The organism is Roseibacterium elongatum DSM 19469 (assembly GCF_000590925.1).
Taxonomy (GTDB): domain Bacteria; phylum Pseudomonadota; class Alphaproteobacteria; order Rhodobacterales; family Rhodobacteraceae; genus Roseibacterium; species Roseibacterium elongatum.
Genome location: NZ_CP004372.1, coordinates 2,096,614 through 2,121,861, shown reverse-complemented (window position 1 = coordinate 2,121,861; position 25,248 = coordinate 2,096,614). Strand labels below are relative to the sequence as shown.

Here is a 25,248-nt window from a genome sequence, read left to right as displayed (position 1 = left end):
ATGAGCCTCTCGCGTTCTTTCGCAGCACGGATCGCGATGCAAGGGACGAAGCGCAGCGCGCCCCGATCCTGGTGCAAAAACCACATCCTGATCAGCATTGCCGGCAAGTGATCAAGACTTGGGCAATTCGCGCAAGGCGGGCGTGCGTGCATCTGCGGATGGTCCGTGCCCGGCGGGGGGCGGGCGGGGGCGTCGCATTTTCTTTTTCCGATGGTTTTGGGAAACATGGCAGCGGCCACGCGATGTGGGGCGGCCATCCGGCTGCCGACGGCCCAAGGGATACGCCGATGCAAGAGATCAAGACGCCAGCCCCCCATGCCACCGATCTGGCCAGCGTTGCGCAACGGCTGGGGACCGACCCGATGACGGGTTTGACGCGCGACGAGGCCGCCAGCCGCCTGTCGCGTCATGGGCCGAACCGGCTGCGTCGGCAAAAGCGCAAAGGCTGGGTCGCCATCCTGCGCCACCAGTTCACCAGCATGATCGTCTGGCTCCTGGCCGCGGCCTCGGGCCTGTCGCTGGCCTTTGGCGACATCGCCGAGGGTCTGGCCATCATCGTCGTCCTGCTGATCAACGGCGCGCTGGGGTTTTTCACCGAGTTGCGCGCCGCCCGCTCGATGGAGGCCCTGATGCGGATCGCGCAGGTGCGCACGCGGGTGCGGCGCGACGGGTCCGAGCGGATGCTGGATGCGCAGGACCTCGTGCCGGGCGACATCGTCGTGCTCGAGGCCGGCGACGTGGTCACCGCCGATCTCAGGCTGGCGGGCGCGTCGAACCTCGAAATCGACGAGTCGATCCTCACGGGCGAATCGATCCCGGTGCGCAAGCAGACCGACGCGGTGGCGCCCGATGCCGCCATCGGCGACCGCGCCGGCATGGCTTACAAGGGCACCGCCGTCACAAAGGGCGCTGGCGAGGGCATCGTCGTCGGAACCGGCACGCAGACAGAAATCGGGCGGATCAGCGACCTTGTCCAAAGCGCCGAAAGCGAGGTCGCGCCCTTGGAACGCCGCCTCGACCTGTTGGGGCATTGGCTGGTCTGGCTGACGCTGGCCCTGGCCGCGCTGACCATCGGGGCGGGCATCCTGCGTGGAAACGAGATTGCGGCGATGCTGCAGACCGGCGTCGCCCTGGCCGTGGCCGCCGTGCCCGAGGGGTTGCCGGTCGTGGCCACGCTGTGCCTTGCGCGGGGGATGTGGCGCATGAGCGCGCGCAACGCGCTGATCACGCGGCTGTCCTCGGTCGAGACACTAGGGGCGACCACGATCATCCTGACCGACAAGACCGGCACCCTGACCGAGAACCGCATGACGGTGATGCGCTATCTCTTGCCGGACGGGGACGTCGAGGTTGCCAAGACCGGCGATGGCACCCCGTTTTCCCGCGACGGATCGCCCCTCACCCCCGAGACAGCGACACCGCTTGATTGGGCGCTGCGCGTGGGCGCGCTGTGCAGCACTGCCGAACTGGACCACGGCGCGCAGGCCAACCATACCGGTGATCCGATGGAGGTGGCGCTGCTGGCCGTCGCGGCAAAGGCGGGTCTAAGGCGCGAGGCGCTGCGCGGCACCTTGCCGGAACATGCGAAACACGCCTTCGACCCCGATCGCAAGATGATGGCCACGGTCCATGGCAATGGCGCGGACGGGGGGGCGGAGAGGGGCGCCATCTATGCCGTCAAGGGCGCGCCCGAGGCCGTGCTCGAGGTCTGCACCCAGGTCATGACGCCGGACGGTCAGGTGACGGCCCTGCCCCCCGAGGCGAAAGCCCGCTGGCAAAGCCGTGCGGCGCAATCGGGGCAAGAGGGGCTGCGCCTGCTGGGTCTGGCGATGAAGCAGACCGGCGATGGCGACGGCGACCCGTATCGGGACCTCGTCCTGCTGGGCATGGTCGGGTTGCGCGATCCGCTGCGCGACGGCGTGCGCGAGGCGATCGCCGATTGCCACCGCGCCGGCGTCCGGGTGGTCATGGTCACCGGCGATCACGCCGACACCGCGCGTGCCATCGCCGGTCGTGCCGGGCTGGGGTCGGGCGATCTGCGCGTGATCGAGGGCCGCACGCTGGCGGGCCGCCCCGCCGACACGCTGGACGAGGCCGAGCGCGCGCGCATCCTGACGGCCGATGTCTTTGCCAGGGTCGCACCGGACACCAAGCTGACGCTGGTGTCGGTGTTTCAACAGGCCGGCCATGTCGTGGCCATGACGGGCGACGGGGTGAACGACGCCCCGGCGCTGAAAAAGTCCGACATCGGCATCGCCATGGGCCAGCGCGGCACCGAGGTGGCCAAGGAAGCCGCGCATATGGTCCTGCGCGACGATGCCTTTGCCACGATCACCGAGGCGATGCGGCAAGGCCGCGTGATCTTTGGCAATATCAGGAAATTCGTGGTCTACCTGATGTCGTGCAACATCAGCGAGGTGCTGGTGGTGGGCCTTGCGGTCGGGGGCGGCCTGCCGACGCCGCTCTTGCCACTGCAGATCCTGTATCTGAACCTGATCACCGATGTGTTCCCCGCCTTCGCGCTGGGGCTGGGACGCGGCGATGACGCGGTGATGCACCGCCCCCCGCGCGACCCGGACGAGCCGATTGTCGGGCGTCCGGAATGGCAGTGGATCGCAACGCTGGGGGCTGCGATCACGGTCTCGACCCTAGCGGCCTTCGCCTTTGCGCTGTTCTGGCTCGGGCTCGACACCGGGGCCGCGGTGACCGTGGCCTTTCTGACACTGGCGCTGGCGCAGGTCTGGAACGTGTTCAACCTGCGCGATCCCGAGGCGGGCCTGCTGCGCAACGAGGTCAGCCGCAACCCCTATGTCTGGGGGGCTATCGCCCTGTGTCTGGCACTGATCGGCCTTGCGCTCTGGCAGCCGTTTCTGGCGGATCTGCTGCAGTTGGAGTCCCCCGGCATGGCGGGCCTGATCTGCGCGGGGGTGGCCAGTTTCGGGCCGCTGCTGGTGGGGCAGGTCCTGCTGATCCTGAGGCGCGCGCGTTGACTGGCCCCTGCAACCGTCCGAGGGTTGACAGCGAGGGATTGTAAACACGCCTTGCGTGCATTGACCTGCATCATGTTTCCCGGCCCGAGTCGCTTTCACACTGGGCGCGAGGGAGGATGACGATGCAAGGCAACCGCGACGCGACCGGCGCCGGTGCCCTGCCCGATGCGGCATGGGCCGAGGCGCGTTCCATGATCGACGGCCTGGGCGATGGCCTGAACATCGCCCACGAGGCGCTGGACCGCCATGTTGCGGCCGGACACGGCGACCAGGTGGCGCTGCGATGGCTGGGCAAATCCGGCGAGCGGCGCGATCTGACCTATGCCGCGCTCAGCACCGAGGCCGCACGCTTTGCCAATGTCCTAGCGGCCCATGGGGTGCAGCGGGGCGACAGCGTCTTTGCCATGACCGGGCGGGTGCCCGCGCTTTATGCCTGTGCCCTGGGCACGCTGAAGGCCGGCATGGTCTTTACACCGCTGTTTTCGGCTTTTGGCCCGGAACCCGTGCGCACCCGGATGGAGATCGGCAGCGCCAATGTGCTGCTGACCACCGCCGCGATCTACAAGCGCAAGATCGCGGCCTGGCGCGACGCGATCCCATCGCTGAAACTGGTGCTGATCCTGGGCGATAACGCCCCCGAGGGCTGTGTCGCCCTGGCCCCGGCGATGGCCGCCGCCGCGCCCGAGTTCGAAACGGTGCCCATGCGACCCGACGACCCGGCGCTGATCCACTTCACCTCGGGCACGACGGGCAAGCCCAAGGGCGCGGTCCATGTCCATGATGCGGTCGCCTATCATGCCTATTCCGGGCGGCACGCGCTCGATCTGACGCCCGGCACGATCTATTGGTGTACCGCCGATCCGGGTTGGGTGACGGGCACCTCCTACGGAATCATCTCGCCCTTGGTAAACCGGGTCACGCTGCTGATCGACGAGGCGGAATTCGACCTCGATCGTTGGTACGGCATCTTGCAGGACGAGGCGGTCGAGGTCTGGTATTCCGCCCCCACGGCCATTCGCATGATGATGCGCGCCGGACCCGAGGCGGCGGCGCGGTTCGATTTCTCGTCGCTACGGTTTCTGGCCAGCGTGGGCGAGCCCCTCAACCCCGAGGCCGTAACCTGGAGCGCCGAGGTCTTCGGCCAGCCCTTTCACGACAACTGGTGGCAGACGGAAACCGGCGGCATCATGATCGCCAACCTGCCGGGGATGGAGGTGCGCCCCGGTTCGATGGGCAAGCCGCTGCCGGGGATCGTCGCGGGGATCGTCGAGCGCGACGGCGATCGGCTGCTGGAGTTGGGCGCGGGCAAGGTCGGCGAACTGGCGCTGCGCCCCGGATGGCCCTCGATGATGCGCGCGTATCTGCATGAACAGGCCCGCTACGACAAATGCTTCGTCGAGGACTGGTACCTGTCGGGCGACCTCGCCATGCGCGACGGCGACGGATATTTCTGGTTCGTCGGGCGGGCCGACGACCTGATCAAGACATCCGGCCACCTGATTGGCCCGTTCGAGGTGGAAAGCGCGCTGATCGAACATGCGGCCGTGGCCGAGGCCGGTGTCATCGGCATCCCCGACGAGACCGCGGGCGAGGTGGTCAAGGCCTATGTCACGCTCAACCCCGGCTTCGATCCGTCCGACGCTCTGGAACGCGTCATTCGCGGCCATGCGCGAAAACGGCTGGGTCCCGCCGTGGCCCCGCGCGAGGTGGTGTTCCGTCAGACCTTGCCCAAGACACGGTCGGGCAAGATCATGCGCCGCCTGCTGAAAGCGCGCGAGCTGGGCCTGCCCGAGGGCGACATTTCCACATTGGAGACCGACGAAACATGAGTGTCACCGACAAGCCCCGTCTCGACCGTGCGCATGTGCTGGACATCTTGCGCCACATGATCCGCATCCGCCGGTTCGAGGACAAATGCGCCGAACTGTACACGCAGCAGAAAATCCGCGGCTTCCTGCATCTCTATGACGGAGAGGAGGCCATCGCCGCCGGCGTGATCCCGGTCTTGTCCCACACCGACAGGATCGTGGCGACCTACCGCGAACACGGCCATGCGCTGGCGCGCGGTGTACCGATGCCGCAGGTCATGGCCGAGATGTTCGGCAAGGCCGAGGGCTGTTCGGGCGGGCGTGGCGGCTCGATGCATCTGTTCGACGCCGAGGCGGAGTTTTTCGGCGGCAACGCCATTGTCGGCGGCGGACTGCCCCTGGCCGGGGGCCTCGCGCTTGGCGACAAGATGCGCGGCGAGGATCGCGTGACGGTCTGCTTTTTCGGCGAGGGCGCGGTGGCCGAGGGCGAGTTTCACGAGACCCTGAACCTGGCTGAGTTGTGGGACCTGCCCGTCCTGTTCGTCTGCGAAAACAATGGCTATGCCATGGGCACCGCGCTGGCGCGCTCGGAAAGCCAGACCGATATCCGCAGCAAGGCCGCCGCCTACGGGATCGAGGCGCAGGTCGTGGACGGGATGAATGTGGTGGAGGTCGAGGCCGCCACCCGCACGGCGCTGGCCCGCATCCGCGAGACGGGGCGGCCTGTCTTTCTGGAATGCCAGACCTACCGATTCCGCGCGCATTCCATGTTCGACGCTCAGCTGTACCGCGAGAAATCCGAGATCGAGGCCCGCCGCGCCGATGGCCCCATCGTCCGGTTCCAGACATGGCTGTTGGAGGCCGGGCTGATCCACGACAGCGACATCGCCACGATAGAGGCAGAGGGCGACACCGAGATCGCCGAGGCCGTGGCCTTTGCCGAGGCCGGCACGTGGGAGCCCGTCGAAACGCTGGAGGCGCATGTGCTGGGGCCACAGCCGGACCCGCCCGCGCCCGCCGCCCCCTCGGGCGAGACAGTCGAGATCACCTATCGCGAAGCCGTCAAACAGGCCATCCGCGACGCCATGACTCGCGACGACCGCGTGTTCCTGATGGGCGAGGATGTGGGAGCCTATGGCGGCTGCTACGCCGTGTCCAAGGGGCTGATGGACGAGTTTGGCGAAGCGCGCATTCGCGACACGCCCCTGTCGGAGTCGGGCTTTACCGGCGCGGGCATCGGGGCGGCGGCTGCCGGCATGCGCCCCATCGTGGAATTGATGACGGTGAATTTCAGCCTGCTGGCGCTTGACCAGATCATGAACACCGCCGCCACGATCCGGCACATGTCGGGCGGGCAATTCGGCGTGCCGCTGGTCATCCGCATGGCCACGGGCGCGGGCAAACAGCTGGCCGCGCAGCATTCGCACAGCCTAGAGGGGTGGTATGCCCATATTCCGGGGCTCAAGGTGCTGGCCCCCGCCACGGTCGAGGATGCGCGCGGCATGCTCTGGACCGCACTGCAGGACCCCGACCCGGTGCTGATCTTCGAGAATGTCATGCTTTATAACCGCACCGCCATGATCGACGCGGCCGCCGGAGCCGTCGATATCACCAAGGCAGCCGTGCGGCGCGCGGGCATGGATGTCAGCCTGATCACCTATGGCGGGTCGTTGTGGAAAACGTTGGAGGCCGCCGAGGCGCTGGCCGCCGAAGGCATCGAGGCCGAGGTGATCGACCTGCGCAGCCTGCGGCCACTGGACGATGCCACGATCATGGCCTCGGTCGGCAAGACGCGCCGCGCGGTCATCATCGACGAGGGCTGGCGCAGCGGCTCGCTCTCGGCCGAGATCTGCGCGCGCATCGTCGAACAGGCGTTCTGGTCGCTCGACGGCCCGGTGGGGCGCGTTTGCGCCCGCGAGGTGCCGATCCCCTACCCCAAGCATCTCGAAGACGCCTCGATCCCTCAGGGTCCCGACATCATCGCCGCCGCCAGGGCGCAGTTGGGCCGCTGAGATGGCCGTGTTCAGCATGCCATCGCTCGGGGCCGACATGGAGCGCGGCAGGTTGGTCGAATGGCTGGTCCAGCCCGGCGATACGGTCAAACGCGGCGATGTGGTCGCGGCGGTCGAGACCCAGAAAGGCGCGATCGAGATCGAGATCTTTCAGAACGGCACGGTGCACGAATTGCTGGCCGATCTTGGGGCGGATCTGCCCGTCGGTGCGCCCTTGGCCGTTGTTCTGGCCGAGGGGGAGGCCCCGCCCGCCCCCGTCGCCGCGCCACCCGCGCCCCAGGGCGCGGAGTCCCCGCCCGCGTCTGCGCCATCCGCCCCGCCGGTCGCTGACGAACCACGCGTCATGCCGGGGTCTGCCGCTGCTGCCTCACCGGCGGCCCGTCGGCGCGCCAAGGACCTCGGGGTGGATCTGGCGGCGCTCCAGGGCAGTGGACCGGGCGGCGCGATCCTGCTGGCCGATGTCGAGCACGCCGCGCCCGTTCGGCCGCGCCCGGCCTCCTCGCCCATGGAAGAGATGCGCAAGGCCATCGCCGCCGCGATGACACGGTCCAAACAGACCATCCCGCATTTCTACCTGTCCGAGACGATCGACGTGGACCCCGCCATCGCCTTTCTGAAAACCCGCAACGCCGATTGCCCCCCGGCCGATCGCGTGCTGCTCGGGGCGGTCTTCGTGCGCGCCGCCGCCCTCGCTGCCGCAAAGGTGCGCGAGATGAACGGCCATTACAGCGATCCCGAGGGGTTCGTCGCCGCGTCTGCGGTCCATGTCGGCGTCGCCATCGCCTTGCGCGGTGGCGGTCTGGTCGCGCCGGCCATCCAGGATGCGGCAGACCTGTCGCTGGATGACACTATGGCGGCGATGCGCGATCTGGTCAGCCGGGCGCGAAGCGGGCGTTTGCGCGGGTCGGAAATGACCTCGGGCACGATCACCGTCTCCAGCCTCGGCGATACGGGCGCCGAGGCGATGAGCGGGGTCATCTTTCCGCCGCAGGTCGCCCTTGTCGGGCTGGGCGCGCCCCATCTCAGGCCCTGGGTGGTCGAGGGCGCGGTCGTGCCGCGCCATGTCGTGACGCTGACCCTGTCTGCCGATCATCGCGTCAGCGACGGGCGGCAGGTTGCCCGTTTTATCAGCAGGTTCGCCGAACTTCTTCAAGCGCCGGAGATGCTATGACCAACACCGAGTATCGTGCCCTCTTTCTCGAGGAACTGACCCGCATCGCCCCTGATATCGAGGCCGACACCGTCGCCGATGACGAACATATCCAGGACGATCTGGGGCTGGACTCGATGGATGTGCTGAACCTTGTCACCGCGCTGCACACGCGCCTGGGCTTTGACATTCCCGAGGGGGACTATCCGCGGATCGAAACCCCCGCCAAGGCCGCCGCCTACCTGGCCGAACGCGCGGCGGCGTCCGAGGGGGCGTGACGGCACGCACATTGGTGTCGGGTCGGCTATCCCACGGCCATGCGGATCAGGCCCAGCATCATCATGGTGGACGCAAAGACGCAGGCCACCGTGCGGACGGTGTTCCAGAACGTCCATCGCGGCAGGTATCTGTCGGCCCAATAAGCCAAGGCGCGGTCGTCGGGCGGGGTCATCGCGGCCAGCGCCTGGTTCATGGGCACATTGAAGGCGACCGTCACGCCGAAGCACCCCACAAGGTATGCCCCCGCCGCCAGCAGGATTGGCAGCGCGGCGTTTGCCTCGACCCGTGGGGCCGCGACGAGGCCCAGCAACAGCGATACCGGCGCCATGCCCAGGAACAGGGACATGAAAACCCAGCGGAACACCTCGCGATTGATGGATTGCATGGTTTCGATGCCGCTTGCGCCCGGTGAGCGCGACAGGCTGCGCATGAGGAAATCCGAAAAGGCGAGGAAGACACCGCCGATCGCTGCATATGCCACGGCAGCGATGTGCATCACGGCGAGGAGGAGCATGGACATATGATCACGTCCTTTCTGAGTTGGTCAGGGGGCGGCTGCGACGCTGCCGCCCCCCAAGGAAAAGAATGGATTGGGCTGGCGGAATGCCGCCGCCTTGCGCGCTGTCAGGCCGCGACCGGCCAGAGGCCCGCCTCAGCCGCCGCGCGGGCGAAGGCGCTGAAATCGCGCGGCTTGCGGCCCAGCGCACGCTCGACCCCGTCGGTGACATGGGCGTTGCGCCCGTCCAGCGTTTCGCGCGCGATGGCGGTAAAGACATCGGCCACGAAATCGCCGCCCGATTGCGCGATATTGGCGTGGAACGCCTCGAAACTGATCGGCACGTGCCGGATCTCGCGGCCCGTCGCCGCCGACAGCTCGGCTGCCATCTCGGCGAAGGTCATCAGGCGCGGCCCCGTCACCTCGTAGAGCTGACCCCGGTGGCGCGCCTCGGTCAGGGCGGCGACGGCCACATCGGCGATATCGTCGATGTCGATGATCGGCTCGGGCATGTCGCCGCCCGGCATAGGCAGCACCCCGGTCAGGATCGGGTCACGCAGGTAGCCCTCGCTGAAATTCTGCGCGAACCAGGCCGCCCGGACGATGGTGAACTCCAGCCCACAGCTGCGCACCACCTCCTCGCCCAGCCGCGCGTGATGCTCGCCCCGGCCCGACAGCAGGACAAGGTGGTTGACCCCGGCGGCCTTGGCCGTTTCGCACAGCGCGTCCAGTTTTTCGACAGCACCCGGAAAGGCAAGGTCGGGGAAATAGGTGACATAGGCCGCGCGCACCCCGTCGAGGGCGGGCTGCCAGGTTTCGGGGGCCTCCCAGTCGAAGGGCCGGGCCGACCGGCGCGATCCATGGCGGACCGGCAGGCCCTTGGCCTCAAGCTTGGCGGCGACGCGGCGGCCGGTCTTGCCGGTGGCGCCGATGACGAGGGTGGGGTTGGGGTGCATGACGCGGTCTCCTTGGGTCGGTGTTGATACCCGAGGGATAATGGCGGGCCTGCCACGCGGTCTTGACCGCGGGTGCCAGGCTTTTGACCGTGGCCGCCACTGTCACGATCAGCGGCGCAAATGATCGCGCCGATAGCTAGCCGGTGTCGTGCCCAGCCAGCGCTTGAACGCACGCGTGAAAGAGCTCTGTTCGGAAAAGCCGGTGAGAAAGGCGATTTCGGCCAGGGAATGGCGGTCATCGCGCAACAACCCCTCGGCCAGGTCGCGGCGCGTTTCTTCGGTCAGGCCCTGAAAACTCTTGCCCTGCTCGGACAGACGCCTGTGGAAGGATCGTGCGCTCAGGCCGAGGCTGCGCGCCACATCCGCCATTTTCGGCACCCCCTCGCTGAGCGATTGCGCGATGCTGGCCCGCGCCTGACGGATCAGCGGTGTGTCCTGCGTGATCTGCGACAACTCGGCCTCGAGATGCGAAATCAGGTAGCGCGAAATTCCGTCGTCGCCGAGGATGTTCGGCTGCGCCATTGTCTCGGGCGAGAACAGCAGCGCATCGCAGCCCGCCTCGAACCGCAGCGGACAGCCGAACCATGCGGCGTGGGCCGCGACAGAGCGCGGCTCGGGATGCTGGAGGCGCAGTTCCAGTGGCGTCACCGGGCCGGGCGCGACCTGCCGGGCCAGCGAGACGGTCGCGGCCAGCGTTGTCTCATTCGACAGGCGCAACCCAAGGCGTCGTTCGCCCGGCCGGTGCAGCACGAACAACAGGCCGCGCGGATCGGGCCGCAGCTCGTATCGGACGACGCTGGTCCAGAGGCGGGCATAGCGCGCGATCCGCGACAGCGAGCCGTGCAGATCGACCGCCGCCTTCCACGCCAAGCCCAGCGCGCCATAATCGTCACAGCGCATCGAGGCGCCGACGCGCACTGGCAGATCGGTGACATCGGTCTGGGTCGCCATGGTTTCGAGCATGTCATAATAGGCCGCCGCCGGGATCATCTGCCGGGGGTCCCAGGCCGCCTGCGGGTCCAGCCCGACAGACCGCAGCAGGCCATCGCCATCCACCGCGTCACCGGCCGCCGCCACCATTTTTCGCGCAAAGAGTGACGTGACATAGCCCATGCCGCCCAGCTTAGGGGCAAGCCGGGGCGTGGCCAAGGCACGGCCCATGCGCGCGGTCAGGATGCCCTGCCCCGGCCAGCCGGGAGTGTCGCCGCCATCTCGCGCGCGGCGGCCAACGCCTTTTCGCCCCACAGGGGCCAACTTTGCGTCACCCCCTCGAACAGAATCGAGATCCGGGCCTCGCAGCCCGGAAGATCTGCAAGGGCGGCCATCATGGTAGCCGCCGCTTGCTTGTGCGCCTGCAACAGCTGCCGCAAGCGCGCATCCGGTGGCGCGGCCGCCACGCGCGCAGGTTGGCCGAGGCGACACCGGTCTGGGCACCGGCGCCTCGGGCGGTATCGGCTCGGGCGTCGAGCAAATGGCCGCGACCTGTGGCGCGCTTGGCATCGCCGTGACCAGCGCCGCCAGGGCGGATACCACGCGCGGCCTTGGCGCATCGGCAGCACTCGTGCGCGGCGCTTCCGGCGCTACGCGGCGGCGCAAGCGCGCCTTTGCCGAAAAGGGGCATGTCGGCAAACTGGATTTGCATGTGCCGAAAGCCACGCCACCACGGCAATGGGGATCGGCTTGCCGGGGAAAAACGCCGCGCCTCATGCGCAAAGCTGACGTCGCGCGCGGCGCGTCGGCACGTCTGGACAACCGTCAAAACCTGTCCATACTCCCGCGCAGTCAAAAAACGTTCAGGGAGATTACGATGACCTTTCGTGTAGCCGCCTTCGGTGCGGCGCTGCTGGCCACCACGGCGCTGACCGCAGCCGAGGTTTCGGCCGAGACGCTGCGTTGGGCACGGGCCGCCGAGGCGCTGACCCTCGATCCGCATTCGCAGAACGAAGGCCCGACGACGACGCTGATGCACCAGATCTACGAGCCGTTGATCGTGCGCAACCATGCCGGCGAAATGGAAGCCGGCCTCGCCACCAGCTGGGAACCGTCCGAAGACGATCCCAATGTCTGGGTCTTCACCCTGCGCGAAGGCGTGACCTTCCACGGCGGCGAAGAGTTCGACAGCGCCGACGCGGTGTTCTCGATCGAACGCGCGATGACGGAAACCTCGAACTTCAAGGAACTGCTCAGCTCGGTCTCCGAGGTGCGCGCAACCGGCCCCTACACGCTGGAAATCGTCACCGACGGTCCGAACCCGCTGCTGCCCAACAACCTGACCAACATCATGATGATGGATCAGGGCTGGGCCGAGGCGAACAACGCCGAGGCGGTGCAGGATTACGCCGCAGGCGAAGACACCTATGCCGCGCGCAACACCAACGGCACCGGCCCCTACGTGCTGCAAAGCCGCGAGGCCGATGTGCGCACCGTACTCAGCGCCAATCCCGACTACTGGGGCGTGGGTGAGTTTCCGTTGGCCGTCAGCGAGATCATCTTCACCCCGATCCAGAACCCGGCCACTCGCGTCGCGGCCCTGCTGACCGGCGAGGTGGATTTCATCCAGGACGTGCCGGTCCAGGATTTGCAGCGCGTCAACGACGCCGACGGGATGGAGGTGATCACCGCACCGCAGAACCGCGTGATCTTTTTCGGCATGAATGTCGGCGCCGAGGATCTGGAGCTGGACAATGTCGATGGGGCAAACCCCTTCGCCGATCTCCGGGTGCGTCAGGCCATCGACATCGCGATCAACCGCGAGGCCATCCAGCAGGTCGTGATGCGCGGCCAGTCGGAGCCCGCGGGCGTGATCATGCCGCCCCCGGTCAACGGTTGGACCGAAGAGCTTGACGCCTACCCCGCCTATGACATCGAAGCGGCCAACGCCCTGATGGAAGAGGCCGGCTATGGCGACGGTTTCTCGGTGCAACTCGACTGCCCGAACGATCGCTACATCAACGACGAGGCGATCTGCCAGGCCACCGTCGGCATGCTGGCGCAAATCGGCATCACCGCGAACCTGTCGGCCCTGCCCCGCGCGCAGCACTTCCCGCTGATCGCGAATGGCGAAACCGACTTCTATATGCTGGGCTGGGGTGTTCCGACCTATGACTCGGAATACATCTTCAACTTCCTCTACCACACCCGTGGCGAGGGGCGCGGCAGCTGGAACGGCACCAATTTCTCGGATGCCGAGATGGACGAGATGATCGTGTCGCTGGCCTCCGAGGTCGATCTCGACGCCCGCGACGCCACCATCGCGCAGCTTTGGGAAATGGCCGAGGAAGAGTTGATCTACATCCCCGTCCACAACCAGATCCTGAACTGGGGCATATCGGACGGCTGGAGCACGCTTGTGGATGCCGACGACTCGGTGAAATTCAAATATTTCGAAGCCGAGTGACCTGACATCGTGGGGCGGCACGCACAGCATGCCGCCCCGCACCCCCAACGGCCGCACGCCGCGCTTGCCTGTTTTTCTCTTCCATTTTCCTGATGTTGGGATCGCCGGGATCGGTCGCCCTTTTGCCGTGCCGAGATCGCGGGGTCGGCTCCGTCGGAATGACGACTTGACCCTTTGGGCAAGAGAGTGCAGCAACCCCCGAAGCAAAACGGAAATGGCAGGCAGATGGTCAGCTACATCCTCAAACGCATTCTTCAATCGGTGCTGGTTCTTCTGATCGTGGGGCTGGTGGCCTTTGCGATGTTCCGCTTCGTGGGCGACCCGATCGACACGATGCTGGGGCAGGAACGCACGATGCAGGATATCGAGCGGCTGCGCGAAAGCCTGGGGCTGAACAAGCCATTCTTCGTGCAATACTGGGATTTCCTGGTGCGCGCCGTGCAGGGCGATCTGGGCATCTCGTACCGTCAGGGGCGGCCCGTCGCCGAGATCATCGCCGAACGGCTGCCCGCCACGCTGGAACTGGCGGCCGTGTCGGGCCTGTTCGCCATGGTGTTCGGCATCGTCTTCGGCATTTTCACCGCGATCCGGCGCGACGGGTTTGCCGCCAACACGATCATGACCCTGTCGCTGATCGGCGTGTCGCTGCCCACCTTTCTGATCGGCGTGCTGCTGATCTACGTCTTCGCGGTGGAACTGTCCTGGCTGCCCAGTTTCGGGCGCGGCGACGTGGTGCAGGTGGGCGGCTGGTCCACCGGGTTCCTGACGCAATCGGGGCTGGTCGCCCTGATCCTGCCATCGATCACGCTGGGGCTTTACCAGATGACGCTGATCATGCGGCTGGTGCGCTCCGAGATGCTCGAGGTCATGCGCGCCGATTACATCCGCTTTGCGCGCGCCCGCGGCCTCAAGGACCGCGCGATCCATTTCCGCCACGCGCTCAAGAATACGCTGGTGCCCGTCATCACCGTGACCGGCCTGCAACTGGGCTCGATCATCGCCTTCGCCATCATCACCGAAACGGTATTCCAATGGCCGGGCGTCGGGCTGCTGTTCATCAATGCGATCCAGTTCGTCGACATCCCGGTCATGGCCGCCTACCTGATGCTGATCTCGGTGATGTTCGTCGCCATCAACCTGGTCGTCGATCTGCTCTATGTCGCGATCGACCCGCGGCTGAGAACGTGAAGGACGTCCCATGACAGACAACGCGAACACCGTTCAGGCCGAACGCGCCCGCTCCCGCATCGCGATGGCGTGGGACAGCGACGTGGCCCATTCCTTCCGGCGCTCGCCCGTGGCGCTGATCTCGTCCGCCGTGGTGCTGCTGTTGGTCCTGTCGGCGGTCTTTGCGCCGCTGATCGCGCCGCATGACCCGTTCAACCCCGCGACGCTGAACCTGATGAACGGCTTCACCCCGCCGGGCGAGGCCAACATGTTCACCGGCGACAGCTTTCTGCTGGGCACCGACGACCAGGGGCGCGATGTGTTCTCGACCATCCTTTACGGCTTGCGCATCTCGCTTTTCGTGGGGTTTGCGGCGGTGTTTCTGGCGCTGGTTATCGGGGTCACGCTGGGGCTGATCGCGGGTATGTCGGTGGACTGACCGAAACGATCATCATGCGCGTGGCCGACGTGCAGCTGACCTTTCCCGCCATCCTTGTCGCGATGCTGATCTTCGGCATCGCCAAGGGCATCACCCCGCCCGAATACCGCGACCAGATGGCGATCTGGGTGCTGATCCTGGCCATCGGCCTGTCGGACTGGGTGCAGTTCGCCCGCGTCGTACGCGGCGCGACGCTGGTCGAACGCTCGAAGGAATATGTGCAGGCCGCGCGCCTGATCGGGCGCTCGCCCTTTTCGATCATGCTGCGCCACATCCTGCCCAATGTCCTGTCGCCGGTTCTGGTGATCGCCACGATCTCGCTGGCACTGGCCATCATTGCCGAGGCGACGCTGTCCTTCCTCGGCGTCGGCGCGCCCCCGACCGAGCCCTCGCTTGGCACGCTGATCCGCATCGGCCAAGGCTTTCTGTTCTCGGGCGAGTGGTGGATCCTGTTCTTCCCGGCGCTGACGCTGCTGGCCCTTGCCCTGTCGGTGAATCTGCTGGGCGACTGGCTGCGCGACGCCCTGAACCCGAGGTTGCGCTGATGTCCCTGCTGGAAATCGAGAACCTGACGGTCGAGTTTCCGACCCGCCGCCAGACCTTTGTCGCAGTCAAGGATGCGCATCTGACAGTCGAGCCCGGCCAGATCCACGGCCTTGTCGGCGAAAGCGGCGCGGGCAAATCCACCATCGGCGCGGCGGTCATGGGCCTGCTGGAACGCCCAGGCCGCATTGCCGGCGGCCTGATCCGGTTCCGGGGCGAGGAGATCTCGGGCCTTGATGCCGAGGCGATGCAGGCGCTGCGGGGCAAGAAGATCTCGATGATCTTTCAGGACCCGCTGACCTCGCTCAATCCGCTGTTCACGGTCAAACAGCAACTGGTCGAGACCATCCGCGCGCATCTGGACCTGTCCGAGGACGCGGCCGAGGCCCGGGCGGTCGAGTTGATCGACCGCGTCGGCATCCCCAACCCGCAGGAGCGGGTGAACCAGTATCCGCACCAGTTTTCGGGCGGGATGCGGCAGCGCGTGGTGATCGCGCTGGCGCTGTGCTCGGAACCTGACGTGATCATCGCGGACGAGCCGACCACCGCGCTGGACGTGTCGATCCAGGCGCAGATCCTCGACCTGATCAAGGAACTGGCGCGCGAGCGGCAGGTGGGCGTGATCCTGATCACCCATGACATGGGCGTGATCGCCGACACCACCGACAAGGTCACGGTGATGTATCAGGGCGAGGTCGTCGAAAGCGGCGCGACGGGTGATGTTCTGGGCCGCCCCCAGCACCCCTATACCAAGTCGCTGATCGCCGCCGTCCCGCGGCCAACGATCAAGCTGGCGCGCTTTCCGCTGATCTCTTACGGCGGGCGCGTGACCGAGTTCCATATCGAGGACCTTGCGCGCAGCTGGCCCACCGACGCCTCGGAACGCGGCAAGCCGCTGATCGAGGCCGAGGGCATCACCAAGACTTTCCTGTCCAAGGGCGCGATCCTGCCCTCTCGCCGGCAATATTTCACCGCCGTCGACCAGGCCCGGTTCGAGATCCGCCAGGGCGAGGTGTTCGGCCTTGTCGGGGAAAGCGGCTCGGGCAAGTCGACCATCGCGCGGATGATCGCGGGGCTGTACCCGGTGGATGGCGGCGCGGTGCGCTACCGTGGGCAGGACGTGACCGCCGGCAAATCGGGGGTGCCCGACTGGTATCGACGCGAGATTCAGATGATCTTTCAGGATCCCTATTCGTCGCTCAACCCGCGCATGCGGGTGGACTCGATCGTCGCCGAACCCGCGCGGCATCACGGCATCCTGTCGGGGCCTGCCCTGAAGGCACGCGTGGACGAATTGCTGGACCGTGTCGGCCTGGGCGCCGAGGCGGGGCTGAAATACCCGCACGAGTTCTCGGGCGGGCAGCGGCAGCGCATTTCCATCGCGCGGGCTCTTGCGACGCAGCCCAAGTTCCTGATCTGCGACGAACCGACCAGCGCGCTGGACGTGTCGATCCAGGCGCAGATCCTCAATATCCTCAAGGATCTGCAGGAACATCTGAACCTGACCATGCTGTTCATCAGCCACGACCTGCCCGTGGTGCGCCAGATGTGCGACCGCGTCGGCGTGATGAAGGACGGCAAGCTGGTCGAGGTGGCCGAAACCGAGACGCTGTTCAGCCGCCCGCAACATGCCTATACGCAGCATCTCCTGTCGTTGATGCCGCGCCTCGACGGTCTGTCGGACGAAGGGCTGAACGTCGCCTGAACGCCCCGCCACCGCCGCGTGGCGTGGACGGTCCGCGCAAGACCCGTCATGCCATCAGGTCGCCCCCGGCAGCGCCGCGCGCAGGCGCTGCCATGCCGCCTCGCTGCCCGGCAGGCCGAGGCGGATCCAGCCATCGCTATAGGGGAAGATGCGTGTCCAGATCGCGGCTCGGGCCAGACGCTCCTGCGCGGCGCGGGCATTGCCCGCGTCATAGGTCCGAAACAGCGCCGTACCGCCGACAAGGCCCCACCCCGCCGCCACGGCCAGCGCATCCAGTCGAGCGCTGTCATCCGCCAACCGCGCGCAGCAGGCCGCGCGCCATGTGGCATCGGTCAGCGCCGCCGTCCCTGCCACGATCGCCGGGCCGCTGACGGCCCATGGCCCGGCCAGCGCACGGATCGCGGCCACGGTCTCGGTCCCCCCAATGGCAAAGCCCAGCCGCAGCCCGGCCAGACCGTAGAACTTGCCGAAGGACCGCAGCACGATCGCCCGTTCGCCCATGTGCGCCAGTCGCGGCGCAAGCGATAATTCGGGGTGCGGGTCGGCGAAACTCTCATCCACCACCAACAGCCCGACCCGGTCGGCCAGGGCGGCCATCTCCTCCGGCGTCCAACACCGCCCATCGGGGTTGTTGGGGTTTACCACCACCGCCAGATCGGCCCCGGCCATGTCGGTGGGTGACGCCACCGCCTCCACCTCCCAGCCCTGGGCGCTCAGCGACGCGGCATGTTCGTTGTAGCTGGGCGACAGCACGGCGGCCCGCCGGACCGGCCGCAGGCGGGGCACCAGCTGGATGGCCCCCTGCGCCCCGGCCAGCGCCGCCACCTGCGCCCCGGTGCCATAGGCGCGGGCCGCCGCGCCCTCGAGCGCGGCGATATCCTGCGCGGTGGGCAGGGCGGCGATTGCGTGATGCGGCAGGTCCGGCATCGGGTACGGCACCGGGTTGATCCCGGTCGACAGATCGATCCAGTCGGCCCCGCCATAGGTCGCGCGCGCCCTGTCCAGATCGCCGCCGTGGTCGCGCATGTCAGCCCCCGATCCAAGCGAGCGTCACAAGGCCCGCGCCACACAAGACCATCGCTCGCAGGTAAAGGGCAAGGCCGCGCGCCATGTCCTCGGCATCCGGGTCGGGTGCGCCCGCGTTGACCCAGGGCTCCTGGACGACACGCGCGTCATAGACACGTGGCCCGGATACCCGGATGCCAAGGGCCCCGGCCATCGCCGCCTCGGGCCAACCGGCATTGGGCGACCGGTGCTGGCCCGCATCGCGCAGCATGACAGACCAGGCCCTGCGCCTCTGCCCCGATACCAGCACGAAGATCAGCCCCGTCAGCCGCGCCGGGATCAGATTCAGCGCGTCATCCATACGCGCGGCGACCTTTCCGAAATCCTCGTAGCGGTCGTTGCGATAGCCGATCATCGAGTCGAGCGTGTTGACCGCCTTGTACCCGGCCAGCCCGGGCAAGCCCAGGATCGCCCCCCAGAACAGCGGGGCCACAACCCCGTCCGAGGTGTTTTCAGCAAGGCTTTCGACGCCGGCCCGTGCCACCGCTGCGGCATCCAGCCCCTTGGGATCACGGCTGACGAGCATGGCGACCGCGGCCCGCGCCCCGGCCAGATCGCCCGACGCCAGCGGCCGCGATACGGCGGCGACATAGTCGTGCAACGCCCGCGACGCGATCAACGGCCAGCCCAGTATTCCGGCCAGGATCACCCCGCCCCACCCGTCCGGCAGAACGCTCTGGACCCAGATCGCGGGCAGGATCGACACCGCCAGTACGATCGCGACGGTAACGCCCCCCCAGACGCGCCGCCGCCGGTCGGGGCCATGATTGAGCCGCGTCTCGAGCGCCGAGATCACCGCCCCGATCCACGTCACCGGATGCCCGATACGGGCGTAGAGGCGATCGGGCCAGCCGAGACAGGCGTCGATCACCAGTGCAAGCGCCATCGCAGCGGCAAAACTCATGCGCGCCCCCCGGTGCGAAATCGCAGAATATGGGTATAGCCCGCGCGCCGCAGGTGATCCTCGGCATCGGCGGGGGCCTGCCCCGGCGCAAAGATCAGCGCACGCGCTGGCCCGGTATGCGCCCGCGCCCAGCCCAAGGCGGCAAGGTCGCGGGCCATGGCCGGGGTCGGGTCGTTCTTGGGGCCGCGCGACCGCGTCGTGCGCGTGGCGGACCGCGCCGCAAGGCGCGCGGCCTCGGGCAGATCGGGCCCGGTGGCCCAGGCGGACACGAGATCGTCAATCTCGGGAAAGGCGGTATCGCCGGGATCGGTGCGGCAGGGCGGACCCCAGTAGCCACCCACGATCTCGGCTGCGGGTGGGGGCGGCATCCCGGCCAGACACCGCGCCGAGCGGGGGGCCCAGAGCACCGCGTCGGGGCATGGCAGCATGACCGGGTCGGTCGCCCCCTCGACCGCAAGGCAGGCCGCCGCGATCCGGTCCTCGGGCGCGCCCGCCGCCCGCGCGAGGGCCACCAGCGACGCGGTCGACATGCCGGCGCCGCCACCGGGCGGCAGGTCGGCCTGCAGCCGGATCCGGAGGGCATCAGCCAGACCGAGATGGCGCAGAAACCCGCGACAGCGCGCGATATCCAGCAGCGGTTCGGCCTGCTCGAGGCCGAGCGTGGCGGACGCGGCGATCTCGGCCCGCGCCCCGGCGACCGGACAAGCCAGCGTGATCAGCGCAACCTCGGCGGCGGGGCCAACCCGCCCTTGCAACCATTCCCCGAAATGTCCCGCGACGAAGACCATCGATCAGACAACGCCCCGGTGGCGTGGCAGCTTGGGTCGGCATTCGAAGCGGCGGCGCATGTCGGTCATGTCTTTCAAAAATCAGCCAAACCTGCTTTTAACGGCACGATGTCGACGCACCTGGCAATCACGAACAGCCTGGGGTGAGCCGCCACCTCGCCCTGGTCAATCCACCGCCATACCCTATCGCCCGTGACGGGGCGGGCTGCAACTCGGAACTATCCCCGATCTGGCCGTCGCCGCCCTGTCCCATGATCGGCTCCGAGCAGCCCGCTGCGGACGCAGCGGGGGGGGGGGGAACGAGCTTTGATCCCATGCTCCGATCCAACCAGGCCCGATTAGGCCCTGCCCCAAGCTGCGCCCAAGACGGCGGTTCGCGCAGTATGGGCCACCGGGCTGACGCAACGACGCGCCCCGCCGCGACCGGGCAGGCGGCGGGATTGACAACGCGGCCGCCTCGCGGGACGAGGCCGAGACAGACCGAACCTTCGATGCGTTCGAACAGGATTTCGGCGCACCCGCGCGCGATCAGGCGGTAATGGTGCAGAGCGCCGACACGGGCGCCGGTGGCGTGCTGACGGCGTTGGAAACCCCATCCTCGATCTGTCCTTTACCGAAGGCGTGTCTGCTGTGCTCAGCATCTTCTCCCTTCCCGATCCCGAAGGCGTGGGGGCGACCCACCTTGCACGCAGCGATCTGGCCGCTTTGGTGGATGGGGCGCGGCTGCGGCAGTTGCGCGATATCTCGCCCCTTGGCCCTTCAGATCCTGTCAGACGACCTGATCACCGTGATCCCGGATCGGTCCGTCTGGCAATCGCAGCGCAGTGACGCTCGTGCCCGCGCCAGGGCCGGGGCGGACCCGAAGCCCGAGCTGTCGCTCGTGGGGTTGTTTCGATCATGGCGCGCGGCTGTGCTCTGCCCCCTGCCGCCGAACCTCGGGCGGATCTGGTCGCTGGCGCTGATCGCGGGCCTCGGCATCCCGATGACGGCCTTCGTGGCGATCATGCCAACCGCGCTGACGACGGCGATGGCCTTTCGCAGCCTTTTGATCGTGGGCTCGGCGTCCTTGTCGGAGCTGACGGTGCTGGGGGCCACGGGGTTGTTTTTGACGCCGTTTGCGGTCGTGCTGGCCGTGCCGGTGGCGGTGATGCTGCCCCTGCGGGCCGGACATCTGCGCGCGGGGCTGGTGCGGTTTTCGTGGATCAGCCGCGCGGCGGTGGCTGCTCTCCGCCACCGGATTGCCATCGACCCGACCATCGCCTTCGGCATCGCGGTGGACGATACGATCCACCTGGCGAACCGGCTGCGCCTGGACCAGGGCGCGCGGCACAGGCCACGGTGGCCCGATGTGGCGCGGGCGCCGCAGGCCACCATCCCGCCTGTCGTGACGACCAGCCTGATCGTCTCGGTGCTGGCCTAGGTGGATGACTGATGAAACCACGTCTTCCGCTTTTGATCATGGCGTTTCCAACCGCCGGTCGGGCTCAATTCACCCTGTTGCAAATGACCGGCGACTGCCAGGGTGAAGGCATTTACGCCGATGGCACGGAAAGCGCCCGGTTGCGATGTCAGCTCCAGATTGACGGCAGCGATACCCGCGTCGCCGGTCGCCCGGGGCGCGCCGAGGTGATCCTGCGCGGGGCATCGGCTACAGAGGCGGCAATCATCCATTTCGGGCTGAATGGCGACGGGACACTGCCGTTTGCGGCCGAGCAGACTCTTGCGGACGGGCGCATCCAATCGTCGGTTCTGCTGTCGCCCCGCTAGACCTTTGCAGGTCCATGCGGCGCGCGATCAGGCCCCGCTGCGGCTGCGCCATCCAAACAGGTTCAGCACCGCGAAAATGATCGCGGCCACGCAGACGATGGTCGGGCCGGCCGGCGTGTCGAACAGATAAGCCCCCTGCAGGCCGGTCACGGCCGAAATCGCCCCGATCGCGGCGGCGATCATCGCCATGGCCTCGGGCGTCCGGGCCAGGCCACGGGCGGCGGCGGCCGGGATGATCAGCATGGCCGCGATCAGCAGCACCCCCACCACCTTGATGGCGACGGCCACCGTGATGGCCAGCGAAATCGTCAGGACCAGTTGTTCGCGCTTGGGATCGAGACCGCTGGCATAGGCCAGTTCGGGACTGAGGGTCGAGGTCAAGAGCGCCGCCCAGCGCCAGACGATCAGCGCAACGACCAGGGCCGCGCCGCCCCAGATCACCACCAGATCCCCGCGCGACACCGCCAGGATATCGCCGAACAGATAGGCCATCAGATCGAACCGCACGCCCGAGATGAACGACACCGCCACCAAGCCGAAGGCCAGGGCGGCATGCGCAAGCACACCCAGCAGCGTGTCCATCGCATAGCCTCGCCCGGCCAGCACCGTCACGGTCAGCGCCATGAGCAGGGCCACGGCCAGCGCCCCGGCAAAGATCGAGATCTGGAGCGCCAGCGACAACGCGACCCCCAGAATGGCGGCATGGGCCGTCGCATCGCCAAAATAGGCCATCCGGCGCCAGACCACGAAACAGCCCAGCGGCGCCGCGGCAAAGGCCACCCCGATCCCCGCAAGGGTGGCGCGGGTCATGAAATCGTCGAGCATTATTCGGCGGCCTCGTGGCTTTGCGGGTGGTCGTGGTCGTGGCCGTGGTCATGCTCGTGCCGATAGAGCGCCAAGGCCCCCCCGGTCCCGGTGCCGAACAGCGCCCGATACTCCGGTGCCGAAGCGACGACCGCGGGCGTGCCCTCGCAACAGACATGACCGTTCAGACAGATGACGCGGTCGGACGCGCTCATGACCACGTGCAACTCGTGGCTGATCATGACGACGGCACAGCCGGTCTCGCGGCGCACGGCCTCGATCTGTTGGTAGAAGGCCGCCGATCCGGGTTGATCCAGCCCCTGCGTCGCCTCGTCAAGCAGCAGGACATCGGGCTGGTTGATCAGCGCCCGCGCCAGCAGGACGCGCTGGAACTGCCCGCCCGACAGCTGCGACATCTGCCGTGTCAGCAGGTCGGGCACGCCCGCCTTGGTCAGCGCCGCCTTGCATCGGTCGCGCGACACGGGGTCGGTCAGGCGCATGAAACGGTCGACCGTGATCGGCAAGGTCGGGTCGATATGCAGACGCTGCGGCACGTAGCCGATCTTCAGCCCCGGCTTCAGGGTGATCTTGCCGTCGCTGACCGGCGTGGCCCCGATGATGGCGCGCAAGAGGCTGGTCTTGCCCGACCCGTTCGGCCCCACGATGGTGACGATCTCCCCCGGTTCGAGGGTCAGGTCCACATGGCGCAGCACGCGGTTCGCACCATAGGCGACGCTCAGGTCCTTGACACTGATCAGGCTCATGCATCTGCTTTCTCGGCGCAGGCCGGGCAAATGCCCTCGGCCTCGAACACCGTTTTCTCGATCTGAAACCCCGCGGCGCGGGCGGCGGCGGCAAAGGCCCCTTTGCCGGGCGAGGCGGGCGTTTCGGCCACCGCGCCGCAGATCCGGCAAATCATGAAGGCCGGCGAATGCTGCTCGGTGGGATGGGCGCAGGCGACAAAGGCATTCAGGCGCTCGATCCGGTGCACGAAACCATGTTCCGACAGGAAATCGAGGGCGCGATAGGCCACCGGCGGCTGCGAGCCGAACCCCGCCCCGCGCAGCAGATCCAGAATGGCATAGGCCCCCAGCGCACGATGCTCTTGCAGCAGCAACTCCAGCACCTTGCGACGCACCGGCGTCAGGCGCAGGCCTTCCTCGGCGCAGCGCGCCTCGGCTGCGGACAGGGCCTCGGCGACGCAGGTCATGTGGTCATGCTTTTCGAACCCGAGGGGAACCGCGCTTTCGGCGGACATGAGTCTTGCCTCACTTGCCATGTTATTTCATATCATTTAGGCAACAGCCAATGTTATACAATCACACGGGGTTCTCCATGTCCAGAAAGCTTGCCTCCCTATCCGTAGCGGCCACCCTGTTGGGCGGCACGGCGATGGCCGATGTGCCCAGTGTCGCCGTCGACATCGCACCGATCCATTCCCTCGTGGCGCGCGTGATGGACGGGGTCGGCGAACCGAACCTGATCCTGCCGCCGGGGGCCTCGCCGCACGAATACAACCTGCGCCCGTCCGAGGCCGACGCATTGCAGAACGCGGATGTCGTGATCTGGATGGGCGACAGCCTGGCGCCCTGGATGACCAGCGCCGTGCGCGTGCTGGCCGAGGGGGCCGGGGTTCTGACCCTGCTGGAAGCGGAGGAAACGACCTTGCTGCCGTTCCGCGAAGGGGCCCTGTTCGAGGCGCATTCGCATGGCGATGAAGATCATGACCACGATCATGACGACCACGCGGACGACGATCATGACCACGAAGATCACGCAGATGCGGCGCATGATCACGACGACCACGGGCATGACGACCATGATCACGACGATGACCACGCGCATGACGACGAGCACGCCGATGAGGAGCATGCCGACGCCGATGGGCACGACCACGGCCATGACCACGGGGCGTTCGACCCCCACGCATGGCTGTCTCCCGCGAATGCGGCGGCATGGCTGAACCTGATCGCGGCCGAATTGTCCGCGGCCGATCCCGAGAATGCCGGGGCCTATTTCGCGAATGCCGCGGCGGCGCAAGCGGAACTCGAGGCCGTGTCGGCCGAGGTCACCGAACTCCTCGACCCGGTGCGCGGTGGCAATTTCATCGTTTTCCATGACGCGTACCAGTATTTCGAGACGGCCTTCGATTTCCCGGCCTCCGGCGCCATTTCGCTGGGCGACGCGCAAGATCCCAGCCCGGCGCGGATCGCCGAGATACAGGAGCGCGTCCGCGACGCAGGGGTTCAGTGTGTCCTGGCGGAACCGCAATTCGACCCCGGCCTTGTGGCCACCGTTCTAGAGGGCACCGAGGCGAATACAGGGGTGATCGACCCGCTGGGTGTCGATCTTGACGTCGGGCCGACGCTGTACCCGCAATTGATGCGGAACCTGGCCACAACCCTGGCCGAGTGCCTGTCAGCGGCGTGATCCAAACGGCCGGCGCCCAGGGGCGTCGGCCGCACAGGATACCAAGTCCGCCTCGGGCCGCAGACCGGCGGCCGGGCGGACCAGGACACCACTTTGAACGATGTGGACGGGTCTGGCCGCGAAAGACGATCGCTCGCCACACGTTTGTTCCATCTTGGCCGGGGCGCAGCGCCATGGCGCGATCGGCCCCGTGTCACGACGAAAGAGGGTCGACTTGGGCGGAAACCTTGGAACAACCCGACTGCGCAGGCGGCGTCGGCGGCAGGATCCGATGCGCGACTACGACCGCCTGCCCCTGTCCTGCGCGCATGGGTCGCCGGCGCGGCCCTGCCATGGCGTCCGCGATCGGTGCGGCGCGCCTTTGAGCGCGCCCTTGCGCGCACCGGCGACCCGCAAGCGGCCCTGGCCGAGTTGGACCGCCTTCAGCACATCCAGTTGTCGCGCGAACGCCCCGACGACATGGCGTGATCGCCGGCAATGACAGTGGCGCAGTCCCGCCTCAACGCGGCCGCCGCGCCAAATTTTTGTGAGTCCACCTCATAAACATC

21 protein-coding genes and 2 pseudogenes are annotated in these 25,248 nt (G+C 67.5%); 14 read left to right on the top strand and 9 right to left on the bottom strand.

All coding sequences use genetic code 11. The features are described 5' to 3' along the window. Window positions 1-287: 287 nt before the first annotated feature. From ROSELON_RS10305 to ROSELON_RS10285, 5 genes are all read left to right on the top strand, one after another. Window positions 288-2,990 carry a cation-translocating P-type ATPase gene (locus tag ROSELON_RS10305; RefSeq protein ID WP_084613874.1) on the top strand — a complete coding sequence of 901 codons (2,703 nt, stop codon included), beginning with the start codon at window positions 288-290 and terminating at the stop codon, window positions 2,988-2,990. A gap of 122 nt (window positions 2,991-3,112) precedes the next feature. After that, window positions 3,113-4,819 (top strand): acetate--CoA ligase, encoded by a 1,707-nt coding sequence (acsA, locus tag ROSELON_RS10300; protein WP_051508466.1) that lies wholly within the window; start codon window positions 3,113-3,115, stop codon window positions 4,817-4,819. Then, the gene (gene pdhA / locus ROSELON_RS17825) at window positions 4,816-6,810 is read left to right on the top strand and encodes a pyruvate dehydrogenase (acetyl-transferring) E1 component subunit alpha (protein ID WP_025312317.1); all 1,995 of its coding nucleotides are present in this window, start codon (window positions 4,816-4,818) and stop codon (window positions 6,808-6,810) included. Before acsA ends, pdhA begins: the two co-directional genes overlap by 4 nt. A 1-nt stretch (window position 6,811) precedes the next feature. Next, the gene (locus tag ROSELON_RS10290; RefSeq protein WP_025312316.1) at window positions 6,812-7,981 is read left to right on the top strand and encodes a dihydrolipoamide acetyltransferase family protein; all 1,170 of its coding nucleotides are present in this window, start codon (window positions 6,812-6,814) and stop codon (window positions 7,979-7,981) included. Beyond that, on the top strand, window positions 7,978-8,238 hold the full coding sequence (locus ROSELON_RS10285; protein ID WP_025312315.1) for an acyl carrier protein: 261 nt from the start codon (window positions 7,978-7,980) through the stop codon (window positions 8,236-8,238). The genes ROSELON_RS10290 and ROSELON_RS10285 overlap by 4 nt, the downstream gene beginning before the upstream one ends. A 26-nt stretch (window positions 8,239-8,264) precedes the next feature. Here the strand turns inward: ROSELON_RS10285 and ROSELON_RS10280 are convergent, their stop codons facing one another. The 3 genes from ROSELON_RS10280 to ROSELON_RS10270 all read right to left on the bottom strand — a co-directional run bounded on the left by ROSELON_RS10280 (window position 8,265) and on the right by ROSELON_RS10270 (window position 10,852). Continuing rightward, window positions 8,265-8,759, bottom strand: coding sequence for an anthrone oxygenase family protein (locus ROSELON_RS10280; protein WP_025312314.1), 495 nt, complete (start codon window positions 8,757-8,759; stop codon window positions 8,265-8,267). 104 nt (window positions 8,760-8,863) lie between these two features. Continuing rightward, window positions 8,864-9,691 (bottom strand): NmrA family NAD(P)-binding protein, encoded by an 828-nt coding sequence (locus ROSELON_RS10275; RefSeq protein ID WP_025312313.1) that lies wholly within the window; start codon window positions 9,689-9,691, stop codon window positions 8,864-8,866. 108 nt (window positions 9,692-9,799) lie between these two features. Beyond that, window positions 9,800-10,852 (bottom strand): AraC family transcriptional regulator, encoded by a 1,053-nt coding sequence (locus ROSELON_RS10270; protein ID WP_245605325.1) that lies wholly within the window; start codon window positions 10,850-10,852, stop codon window positions 9,800-9,802. Window positions 10,853-11,498: 646 nt separating this feature from the next. Between ROSELON_RS10270 and ROSELON_RS10260 the strand changes: the two genes are divergently transcribed. The 4 genes and pseudogenes from ROSELON_RS10260 to ROSELON_RS10245 all read left to right on the top strand — a co-directional run bounded on the left by ROSELON_RS10260 (window position 11,499) and on the right by ROSELON_RS10245 (window position 16,942). After that, entirely contained in the window at window positions 11,499-13,088 is a 1,590-nt protein-coding gene (locus ROSELON_RS10260) for an ABC transporter substrate-binding protein (protein ID WP_025312310.1), read from the top strand. Between the two features lie 225 nt (window positions 13,089-13,313). Continuing rightward, on the top strand, window positions 13,314-14,276 hold the full coding sequence (locus tag ROSELON_RS10255; protein ID WP_038650358.1) for an ABC transporter permease: 963 nt from the start codon (window positions 13,314-13,316) through the stop codon (window positions 14,274-14,276). A 10-nt stretch (window positions 14,277-14,286) separates the two neighbouring features. Next, window positions 14,287-15,239: pseudogene (locus ROSELON_RS10250) on the top strand (ABC transporter permease). Next, the gene (locus ROSELON_RS10245; protein ID WP_025312309.1) at window positions 15,239-16,942 is read left to right on the top strand and encodes an ABC transporter ATP-binding protein; all 1,704 of its coding nucleotides are present in this window, start codon (window positions 15,239-15,241) and stop codon (window positions 16,940-16,942) included. Before ROSELON_RS10250 ends, ROSELON_RS10245 begins: the two are co-directional and overlap by 1 nt. 54 nt (window positions 16,943-16,996) lie before the next feature. Here ROSELON_RS10245 and cobD read toward each other — a convergent pair whose 3' ends face one another. The 3 genes from cobD to ROSELON_RS10230 are packed head-to-tail and all read right to left on the bottom strand — an operon-like array spanning window position 16,997 to window position 19,666. Continuing rightward, entirely contained in the window at window positions 16,997-17,968 is a 972-nt protein-coding gene (gene cobD / locus ROSELON_RS10240) for a threonine-phosphate decarboxylase CobD (protein WP_025312308.1), read from the bottom strand. A gap of 1 nt (window position 17,969) precedes the next feature. After that, window positions 17,970-18,911, bottom strand: a complete 942-nt coding sequence (gene cbiB / locus ROSELON_RS10235; protein ID WP_025312307.1) for an adenosylcobinamide-phosphate synthase CbiB — start codon at window positions 18,909-18,911, stop codon at window positions 17,970-17,972. Then, window positions 18,908-19,666, bottom strand: coding sequence for a hypothetical protein (locus ROSELON_RS10230; RefSeq protein ID WP_245605324.1), 759 nt, complete (start codon window positions 19,664-19,666; stop codon window positions 18,908-18,910). The genes cbiB and ROSELON_RS10230 overlap by 4 nt, the downstream gene beginning before the upstream one ends. A 12-nt stretch (window positions 19,667-19,678) precedes the next feature. Between ROSELON_RS10230 and ROSELON_RS18435 the strand changes: the two genes are divergently transcribed. From ROSELON_RS18435 to ROSELON_RS10220, 3 genes are all read left to right on the top strand, one after another. Beyond that, on the top strand, window positions 19,679-19,846 hold the full coding sequence (locus tag ROSELON_RS18435) for a hypothetical protein (RefSeq protein WP_198020816.1): 168 nt from the start codon (window positions 19,679-19,681) through the stop codon (window positions 19,844-19,846). Between the two features lie 604 nt (window positions 19,847-20,450). Further along, window positions 20,451-21,119, top strand: coding sequence for a hypothetical protein (locus tag ROSELON_RS10225; protein ID WP_025312305.1), 669 nt, complete (start codon window positions 20,451-20,453; stop codon window positions 21,117-21,119). 11 nt (window positions 21,120-21,130) lie between these two features. Next, window positions 21,131-21,466 carry a hypothetical protein gene (locus ROSELON_RS10220; RefSeq protein WP_025312304.1) on the top strand — a complete coding sequence of 112 codons (336 nt, stop codon included), beginning with the start codon at window positions 21,131-21,133 and terminating at the stop codon, window positions 21,464-21,466. A gap of 27 nt (window positions 21,467-21,493) precedes the next feature. Here ROSELON_RS10220 and ROSELON_RS10215 read toward each other — a convergent pair whose 3' ends face one another. From ROSELON_RS10215 to ROSELON_RS10205, 3 genes are read right to left on the bottom strand one after another with little or no spacing between them, the layout of a single operon-like run. Then, window positions 21,494-22,291, bottom strand: a complete 798-nt coding sequence (locus ROSELON_RS10215) for a metal ABC transporter permease (RefSeq protein WP_025312303.1) — start codon at window positions 22,289-22,291, stop codon at window positions 21,494-21,496. Further along, window positions 22,291-23,034, bottom strand: a complete 744-nt coding sequence (locus tag ROSELON_RS10210) for a metal ABC transporter ATP-binding protein (protein ID WP_025312302.1) — start codon at window positions 23,032-23,034, stop codon at window positions 22,291-22,293. The genes ROSELON_RS10215 and ROSELON_RS10210 overlap by 1 nt, the downstream gene beginning before the upstream one ends. Beyond that, window positions 23,031-23,528 (bottom strand): Fur family transcriptional regulator, encoded by a 498-nt coding sequence (locus ROSELON_RS10205; protein ID WP_084613762.1) that lies wholly within the window; start codon window positions 23,526-23,528, stop codon window positions 23,031-23,033. The genes ROSELON_RS10210 and ROSELON_RS10205 overlap by 4 nt, the downstream gene beginning before the upstream one ends. 77 nt (window positions 23,529-23,605) lie before the next feature. Between ROSELON_RS10205 and ROSELON_RS10200 the strand changes: the two genes are divergently transcribed. Continuing rightward, the gene (locus tag ROSELON_RS10200; RefSeq protein WP_025312300.1) at window positions 23,606-24,700 is read left to right on the top strand and encodes a zinc ABC transporter substrate-binding protein; all 1,095 of its coding nucleotides are present in this window, start codon (window positions 23,606-23,608) and stop codon (window positions 24,698-24,700) included. A 100-nt stretch (window positions 24,701-24,800) separates the two neighbouring features. Then, window positions 24,801-25,168, top strand: a pseudogene (locus ROSELON_RS19200) (DUF6525 family protein). Window positions 25,169-25,248: the final 80 nt, after the last annotated feature.

Bases quoted from the DNA above. Each gene is read 5' to 3' on its own strand.
- ROSELON_RS10305 (WP_084613874.1), top strand. From the start codon at position 288: ATGCAAGAGATCAAGACGCCAGCCCCCCATGCCACCGATCTGGCCAGC.
- acsA (WP_051508466.1), top strand. From the start codon at position 3,113: ATGCAAGGCAACCGCGACGCGACCGGCGCCGGTGCCCTGCCCGATGCG.
- pdhA (WP_025312317.1), top strand. From the start codon at position 4,816: ATGAGTGTCACCGACAAGCCCCGTCTCGACCGTGCGCATGTGCTGGAC.
- ROSELON_RS10290 (WP_025312316.1), top strand. From the start codon at position 6,812: ATGGCCGTGTTCAGCATGCCATCGCTCGGGGCCGACATGGAGCGCGGC.
- ROSELON_RS10285 (WP_025312315.1), top strand. From the start codon at position 7,978: ATGACCAACACCGAGTATCGTGCCCTCTTTCTCGAGGAACTGACCCGC.
- ROSELON_RS10280 (WP_025312314.1), bottom strand. From the start codon at position 8,759: ATGTCCATGCTCCTCCTCGCCGTGATGCACATCGCTGCCGTGGCATAT.
- ROSELON_RS10275 (WP_025312313.1), bottom strand. From the start codon at position 9,691: ATGCACCCCAACCCCACCCTCGTCATCGGCGCCACCGGCAAGACCGGC.
- ROSELON_RS10270 (WP_245605325.1), bottom strand. From the start codon at position 10,852: ATGGGCCGTGCCTTGGCCACGCCCCGGCTTGCCCCTAAGCTGGGCGGC.
- ROSELON_RS10260 (WP_025312310.1), top strand. From the start codon at position 11,499: ATGACCTTTCGTGTAGCCGCCTTCGGTGCGGCGCTGCTGGCCACCACG.
- ROSELON_RS10255 (WP_038650358.1), top strand. From the start codon at position 13,314: ATGGTCAGCTACATCCTCAAACGCATTCTTCAATCGGTGCTGGTTCTT.
- ROSELON_RS10245 (WP_025312309.1), top strand. From the start codon at position 15,239: ATGTCCCTGCTGGAAATCGAGAACCTGACGGTCGAGTTTCCGACCCGC.
- cobD (WP_025312308.1), bottom strand. From the start codon at position 17,968: ATGCGCGACCACGGCGGCGATCTGGACAGGGCGCGCGCGACCTATGGC.
- cbiB (WP_025312307.1), bottom strand. From the start codon at position 18,911: ATGAGTTTTGCCGCTGCGATGGCGCTTGCACTGGTGATCGACGCCTGT.
- ROSELON_RS18435 (WP_198020816.1), top strand. From the start codon at position 19,679: ATGTCCCGCGACGAAGACCATCGATCAGACAACGCCCCGGTGGCGTGG.
- ROSELON_RS10220 (WP_025312304.1), top strand. From the start codon at position 21,131: ATGAAACCACGTCTTCCGCTTTTGATCATGGCGTTTCCAACCGCCGGT.
- ROSELON_RS10215 (WP_025312303.1), bottom strand. From the start codon at position 22,291: ATGCTCGACGATTTCATGACCCGCGCCACCCTTGCGGGGATCGGGGTG.
- ROSELON_RS10210 (WP_025312302.1), bottom strand. From the start codon at position 23,034: ATGAGCCTGATCAGTGTCAAGGACCTGAGCGTCGCCTATGGTGCGAAC.
- ROSELON_RS10205 (WP_084613762.1), bottom strand. From the start codon at position 23,528: ATGTCCGCCGAAAGCGCGGTTCCCCTCGGGTTCGAAAAGCATGACCAC.
- ROSELON_RS10200 (WP_025312300.1), top strand. From the start codon at position 23,606: ATGTCCAGAAAGCTTGCCTCCCTATCCGTAGCGGCCACCCTGTTGGGC.